This is a genomic window from Candidatus Zixiibacteriota bacterium (genome assembly GCA_014728145.1).
In the GTDB taxonomy this organism is placed as follows: Bacteria; Zixibacteria; MSB-5A5; order JAABVY01; family JAABVY01; genus WJMC01.
In genome coordinates, this window is record WJMC01000215.1 from 1 (window position 1) to 6,387 (window position 6,387).

A 6,387-nucleotide genomic window follows, 5' to 3' on the forward strand; every position below is an offset into this window, starting at 1 on the left:
CCGACCATCTCCAGCAGGTAATCGGCATCGAGAGACTGCCTGTAAAAAGATCCGAACAAAGTCAACGCCTCGTGTGGTTTGATATTGTCCTCCATCGCCGAGGCCTGGAGTTGAACTCCAATTATCTGTTTGAATTCATTGTTATGCCTATGAGGATTTTTGCCTGCGATAGTGACAGAACCACTGTCGGGACTGCGAAGCCCCTCCATCATTTCGATCGTGGTGGTCTTGCCGGCGCCGTTGGGTCCCAAGAAGCCGAAGACCTCGCCCTGCTCAATATGAAAGGAGATACCATCGACGGCCTTAACCCCGGGGTAATGTTTTACAAGCTCTTCTACTTCAACGAAATGATCCGACAAGTTTCTTTCTCCTCCGATATAGACATATAACGAATCACCGGTTCTCCGGTTTCATTATTTTATCCCGCCCAGCCCTCCAAAGGCACCAATATCCGACCGACCGCCATCGGGATCAGTGTAATATGGATGGCCGGCATTGTAAAGCGGAGAATTATCCCGCAGATGAAAATCGAGCGAATCCACAAACATCGGGTCTACGGAAAGGTTGCCGAACTGCCCGGTCAGATCATCGATATCCCGGTATTCCGCGCTGTCGTTACCCCAGACATCGTTGTATTCGATCCGGAAATTCTCCGGATCGCCGTTCATCCAGACTCCCACACAGGGACAGACCCATTTTTCACGCCAGCCGTTGTCAGCTATGATATTGTTAATCACGACTCCCCGGGCCGAATCCGACCAGGCCGCGAAACCGCAATTGCCATTGCGCACTATGTTGTTATTGCGAGCTTCCATAAATGAATTCCCGGTCGCTATGATTCCCCATCCGAGATTGTCAAAGACGATGTTATTGGTAACGACCGCAGAAGAATTACCGAATGTACCGATTCCCTTCCAGTAATTCGAGATTAGATTACGGGTAACCACAGCATGTGCGTCCCAGGTAATGCCGATACCTACACCTCTGCCCTTGTCGATCTCATTGTCGGCTATAAATGCTTTTGCACCACGATAGAGCGCGATAGCATCCCAGCTGTTGTTTTTGATCAGGTTGTTTCTAACTATTATCTGCGCGCCCTCGCGTCCGAAAACACCGCCGATCCCAACCACGACCGTATCGAGTTTGTGCTCATTGTCGATAATTGTACAGTTCTCCACGGTAACTTCTGAAAATTTCACAACTACTGCCGCATCGGTAGCGTTGCCGTCCAGATCACGCTTTCCCCCGCTGATCGTCAGGTTAGAAATCCGCGATGATGGACAATTTTCAAACAGGACACCATACCCGGCATTAGTTAAAAGCCGAACACTGTCGCGTTCGAAACCCTCGATCGTCAGTTGTTTGTCTTTGATGTGAAATCCAACTGTGGCATGAGCCAGGGTGCGGTGTTCAAGGCAGTTACCGCACAGGCTGTCGACATACTCATCGGCTTCTGCCGAATATATACCCGGCATTAAAAATATCCTGTCACCCGACCAGGCGGAGTCAATAGCCTCTTGGAGCGAATGATAGGGTGCATATTCCGAACCGTCGGAATCAGCTTCCGTCTCGAAATCATCATCGACATAAACAATTCTACCGGGTTCGATTTCAATTTTTCGGGCGCATCCTGAAAGCAGGATCATGACTGCAACGATTGATAGTATAATAAAATTTCTCATCAATCCTCCAAAAGTATGAATCTAAAATAATTTAGACTTGTATGCAAGACAGAACGTGTTAAATTTAGGTTATGGCTTTGAATCGAAAACAGAGAGACTGTTTGGACGTATTGAATTACAGCCTGTTCGATGTGGAAACATCATGCCGGAAACCTGTCGACGAACAACAGCTTCTGCCCGATGAGGATGAACTTCGGCGGATGTTTTCCCGGATCAACTACCGCTATTTTTCGGGACGTCTCCCGGAGGTTAAAATCGAATGGTCGAGCAGGTTGAGGATGGCCGGCAAGTACCTGGTCAATGACCGCATCATCCGGCTTGGTCGTAAGTACCACGAGCATTTTCCGCAGGAAATCGAAGATACCTTGAAGCATGAGATGATTCATATTCTCTACCCTGACCATGGCCGGTTGTTCAAAGCAGAAGCGGTACGGATCGGCGCCAGCCGTTACGCCCGTGACTATCCCGGTGCGCGGATGAGTTACAAGTACATCTATGCCTGCCCGGCCTGCGGACAGAAGTTTTACCGGCGCAAGAGATACCGTATGGTGTCATGCGGAAACTGCTCGCATGATGGCTTTGACGAACGTTTCAAGCTCAGGCTGATCTGGTCGGCCCGGCGCAAAGGAGAAAAACGATGAAATACATGATTTTGATACTCATAGTCTGGCTCTGTATGCCTGTTTATACCGGCGCGCAGATCGATAAATCACTGGTCTTCGGGCCGGATGAAACCGACAGCCTGCTTGAAGTCAGGTTTGTTTTCAATGAACTACCCGCCTACGGTGATTCGGGAAGCCTGCGGGTCGAGTTTAAAGTTCTCGACAGAAGCTTCAACGCACGCGCTGTGCAGACCGGACAAATTCAACATAAGATACGTAATCGCCGTCTCAATAAACTACCGGAACGGCCTTCGGTCAGCCTGGACAAAGAGGTGCGTTTTTCACTGACTGCCGGTCCAAATAACTATTTCGCTATGCCCGACAGCCTCCTGGTATGGGAAGCTCCGCTGGATTCCGGTGCAGTCAGGACAATAGAAATTCCGTATTTTGTACGAGGTGTGGGGCAGTTCGATATCGCCCTGACCGAGACAACCCGTCCGGTTGAGTACCTGCAATTTCGAATCGTTGGACAGATCACAGAAGACGGTACCCTCGCTTTTCTGGGCAAGTACCCGCCGGTTCAAATCAACCCGCTTGGGATGCACATCCATACTTACGGTGACAGCCTCAGCCTGTACCTGGCGGGAAAAAAGCAAACCGAGAGAATCAGGGGCGAAAGCTGGCTGGAGCCGTTTGAAATCGATATGCGCATAATCCCGGTACTGAAAGTCGGTCAAACCTCCCGGGTTTATGCAACTATGAAAGCTGTCACAGGTGAAATCGAAGAAATCCAGTACGAGATCACCCGTGCCTCGAACCTCAAGATCGATTCCATCTCCATATCCCAGGGAGACAATCCCGGTGAAGGTGAGCAGTTTACCTGTTCGTTTCTGGTAACTCCCCGGAAGGCAGGCAGATCATACCTGGCCTTTAGAGTCTTCGGCCGTGCTGAGGACAAGCGCCATAATCCCTATGTCGGCTCCGAAATCGACTATCATCTCGTCTTCGATGATGATGGGCAACTCCTCTACATGGGTGAGAAAGACCCCTTCGCAATAGGCTATGCAGGTGGTATGGAAGGTTACACTCGAACCGATAAACTTGTCGAATACTCCGAGACAGGTTACGCCACCCGGGTGGAGAGGTCAAAACCGGATTTTCGCATGGAGCGTATGCACAACCAGTTTATCGAGGATTCGATCAGCAGAGCCAGACAACAGGACTCTCTCGATGCCGAAGTTGAACGCTGAAGTACTTCTTCCATCCAAAAAAATAATTATCATCCCGCTTGAAAAAGTGGCCTTCGTGTATTACATTCGAGAAAACATTTTTTGTCCGCTTTACTACTTGCAAGGAGTGTAAGAGTATGTCCGACGATATTCAAAAAGTTTATGATGAACTGGTTGACCGGGTCAAGAAAGCCGGCTTAATCATCTCGGCCGGTGCTGTTCTGGGATGGGATGAGCGCACCTATATGCCCCGTGGAGGAGTCGCTCATCGTGCCGACCAGATGTCGCTGTTGTCAGGGCTGGCTCATGAGCACTTCACCGATCCGAAAATTGGTGAAATGTTAGCCCGGCTAGAGGATTCCGAACTTACCAAAGATCCGCTCTCACCGGAGGCAGTCAATATCCGTGAGCTTCGACGCGACTACGACAAGCAGACCAAGTTGCCCAAGCAGCTGGTCGAAGATATCTCGCGCACGACTACTATGGCGCAGGGCATTTGGGTCGAAGCCAAGCAGAAATCCGACTTCAACAAGTTCAAGGAAATCCTTGGCAAGGTAATCGACCTGCGCTTCAAACAGGCAGAAGCCTACGGTTATGAAACCGAGCCGTACGACGCCCTGATGGATGATTATGAGCCGGGCATGACTATTGCCGAAGTCTCCAAGGTATTTGCCGGTTTGCGCGATGACCTGGTGCCGTTTATAGAAAAGATCAAGAACTCAGAAAAAAAACCCGACTTGTCCCTGGTCGAAAACGATTACGATGTCCATCGCCAGGCTTATTTCGGCAAGGCGGCCGCGGCGGCGATCGGTTTCGATTTTACTAAAGGACGCCTGGATGTAACCGAACATCCGTTCTGCACCGGGATCGGCAACGGTGATGTCCGTATCCTGACCCACTACAATCCAAAGCACTTCAACGCCGCCTTCTTCGGCACTCTGCATGAAGCCGGGCACGGCATCTATGAGCAAGGGCTGCCGCGCGACAAGTATGCCGGTCTGCCGATGGGTGAATCGATTTCACTTGGTATCCATGAATCTCAATCGCGCATGTGGGAAAACATGGTCGGACGTGGTCTGCCTTTCTGGAAACATTTCTTCCCGCGTGCCCAGCAGGTCTTCCCGGAAAGACTGGCAGGTGTTAAACTGGAGGACTTCTATTTTGCAATCAACGACGTGCGCCCGTCGATGATCCGGATTGAAGCCGACGAAGTCACATACAACCTCCATATCCTGCTTCGCTTCGAAATCGAGCAGGCGATCTTCCACAACGATATCAAGCTCGACGACATCCCCCAGGTCTGGAATGAGAAGTTCGAGAGCTATTTCGGAATCCAGCCCAAGAACGATTCTGAGGGATGCCTGCAGGATGTGCACTGGAGTATGGGTATCTTCGGGTATTTCCCGACTTACGCACTGGGCAACCTCTACGCCGCGCAGTTCTTTGCCAAGGCTCAAGAGGAGATGCCGAACCTGACTTCACAGTTCGAAATGGGTGATTTCTCAAGCCTCAAGAAGTGGGTCAACGAGAAAATCCATGACCATGGAAAGCGCTATTCCGCCTCCGACCTGGTCGAGGAAGTGACCGGCAAACCGCTGTCACATAAACCCCTGATGGAATACCTGGAAAAGAAATTCGGCCCGCTTTATTTCAAATAAAAGCTGTTTGATCGAACAATAAAGCCCGACGGGATTTGTCCTGCCGGGCTTTTTGCTAAACAGTTTCTACTTCGACAAAGAGTTTTCAATAAAATCTGCTAAATCGGCTTTGAGCTTTTTCAATGATTCAAGACGAATATACATCATGTGGCCGGCTTCGTAATAACTCATGCTGACATTGTCTTTGAGCTCATCGTCGAGTTGAAGATGATTGAATGTATATTCAGTCGCAAAATACGGTGTCGCCAGATCGTAGTAACCGTTGGCGACGAATACTTTCAGATTCGGATTGACAGTCATTGCCTGTCGCAACCTGTCCGAGGTACTCACGTAGCGGTTTTCGAAATCACTGAAATTCCAGGGATGCACATTGCCGGTCAGGATTTCATAGGGCAGATCGCTCTCGAACATCAATTCTGTACGGACATAGTCATTTAAAAGCGTCGAATAAGGTCCCTGTATTTCCGCGTAACTGGGATCGTAATCATAACCTTCGGCGACCCTGTCTCGGTCAATCCCCTGAAAACGGCTGTCGAGACGGCCGACTGTTCGACCCTCCTCACGCAAAAGCTCCTTTACGAAACGCCAGATCGGCACACGCAAATTCGATTGGCGGATATACTCAGCGGGCAATCCTGTCAGCTGGGATAATCGCGAGGCGACCTGGTTGTATTCTCTCTCGGTTAAAAGATCGCCTCTCAGAAGCGCATCGGCGTAATCACCGATAGCAAATTCCTCCGCGGAGTTCAGAGCATCCTGCAGGTTCTCAAAGTCATCACCCAGTTGCCCATGGTAGTATGCTGTGGCTGTATATGTTGGCAGAAACAGTATATACGGCAGATCGTTGCCCTGGTGGAAGCGGGCGGTGACGAAATCCAGAATCGATGATACCAGCATCACCCCGTTCAGATACATCCCGTGCTCCGACTGCAAAAAATCAGCCAGGCCCGCCGCACGCAGGGTTCCGTAGCTTTCACCGACCAGGAACTTGGGCGAGTTCCAGCGTTCATAGCGAGTGAGAAACAGACGGATGAACTCTCCGACCGACCGGATATCCTCGCGGACTCCATGGAATTGCTTCGGGTCCTCACCCGGTACCGCCCTGCTGTAACCTGTGCTGACCGGATCTATGAACACCAAATCAGTGTGATCAAGCAGGGAGTAATCGTTGTTGACTAATTCATATGGAGGTGGAAAAGCGTGACCGTCCGCCTGC

6 protein-coding genes are annotated in these 6,387 nt (G+C 50.4%); 3 read left to right on the plus strand and 3 right to left on the minus strand.

Annotated elements, in window-relative coordinates; translation table 11 throughout:
- On the minus strand, positions 1 to 359 hold a 359-nt coding region (locus GF404_12155), incomplete at its 3' end, for an ATP-binding cassette domain-containing protein (GenBank protein ID MBD3382935.1).
- A 54-nt stretch (positions 360 to 413) separates the two neighbouring features.
- Positions 414 to 1,682 carry a hypothetical protein gene (locus GF404_12160; GenBank protein ID MBD3382936.1) on the minus strand — a complete coding sequence of 423 codons (1,269 nt, stop codon included), beginning with the start codon at positions 1,680 to 1,682 and terminating at the stop codon, positions 414 to 416.
- 71 nt (positions 1,683 to 1,753) lie between these two features.
- On the opposite strand from GF404_12160, the gene GF404_12165 reads away from it, so the two are divergent.
- From GF404_12165 to GF404_12175, 3 genes are all read left to right on the plus strand, one after another.
- Positions 1,754 to 2,323: a hypothetical protein gene (locus GF404_12165; GenBank protein MBD3382937.1), complete on the plus strand. Its 570-nt coding sequence runs from the start codon at positions 1,754 to 1,756 to the stop codon at positions 2,321 to 2,323.
- Positions 2,320 to 3,534 (plus strand): hypothetical protein, encoded by a 1,215-nt coding sequence (locus GF404_12170; protein ID MBD3382938.1) that lies wholly within the window; start codon positions 2,320 to 2,322, stop codon positions 3,532 to 3,534. The genes GF404_12165 and GF404_12170 overlap by 4 nt, the downstream gene beginning before the upstream one ends.
- A gap of 116 nt (positions 3,535 to 3,650) precedes the next feature.
- Positions 3,651 to 5,171, plus strand: coding sequence for a carboxypeptidase M32 (locus GF404_12175; GenBank protein ID MBD3382939.1), 1,521 nt, complete (start codon positions 3,651 to 3,653; stop codon positions 5,169 to 5,171).
- 66 nt (positions 5,172 to 5,237) lie between these two features.
- Here GF404_12175 and GF404_12180 read toward each other — a convergent pair.
- On the minus strand, positions 5,238 to 6,387 hold a 1,150-nt coding region (locus GF404_12180; GenBank protein ID MBD3382940.1), incomplete at its 5' end, for a peptidase S10.

Bases quoted from the DNA above. Each gene is read 5' to 3' on its own strand.
- GF404_12165 (MBD3382937.1), top strand. From the start codon at position 1,754: ATGGCTTTGAATCGAAAACAGAGAGACTGTTTGGACGTATTGAATTAC.
- GF404_12170 (MBD3382938.1), top strand. From the start codon at position 2,320: ATGAAATACATGATTTTGATACTCATAGTCTGGCTCTGTATGCCTGTT.
- GF404_12175 (MBD3382939.1), top strand. From the start codon at position 3,651: ATGTCCGACGATATTCAAAAAGTTTATGATGAACTGGTTGACCGGGTC.
- GF404_12160 (MBD3382936.1), bottom strand. From the start codon at position 1,682: ATGAGAAATTTTATTATACTATCAATCGTTGCAGTCATGATCCTGCTT.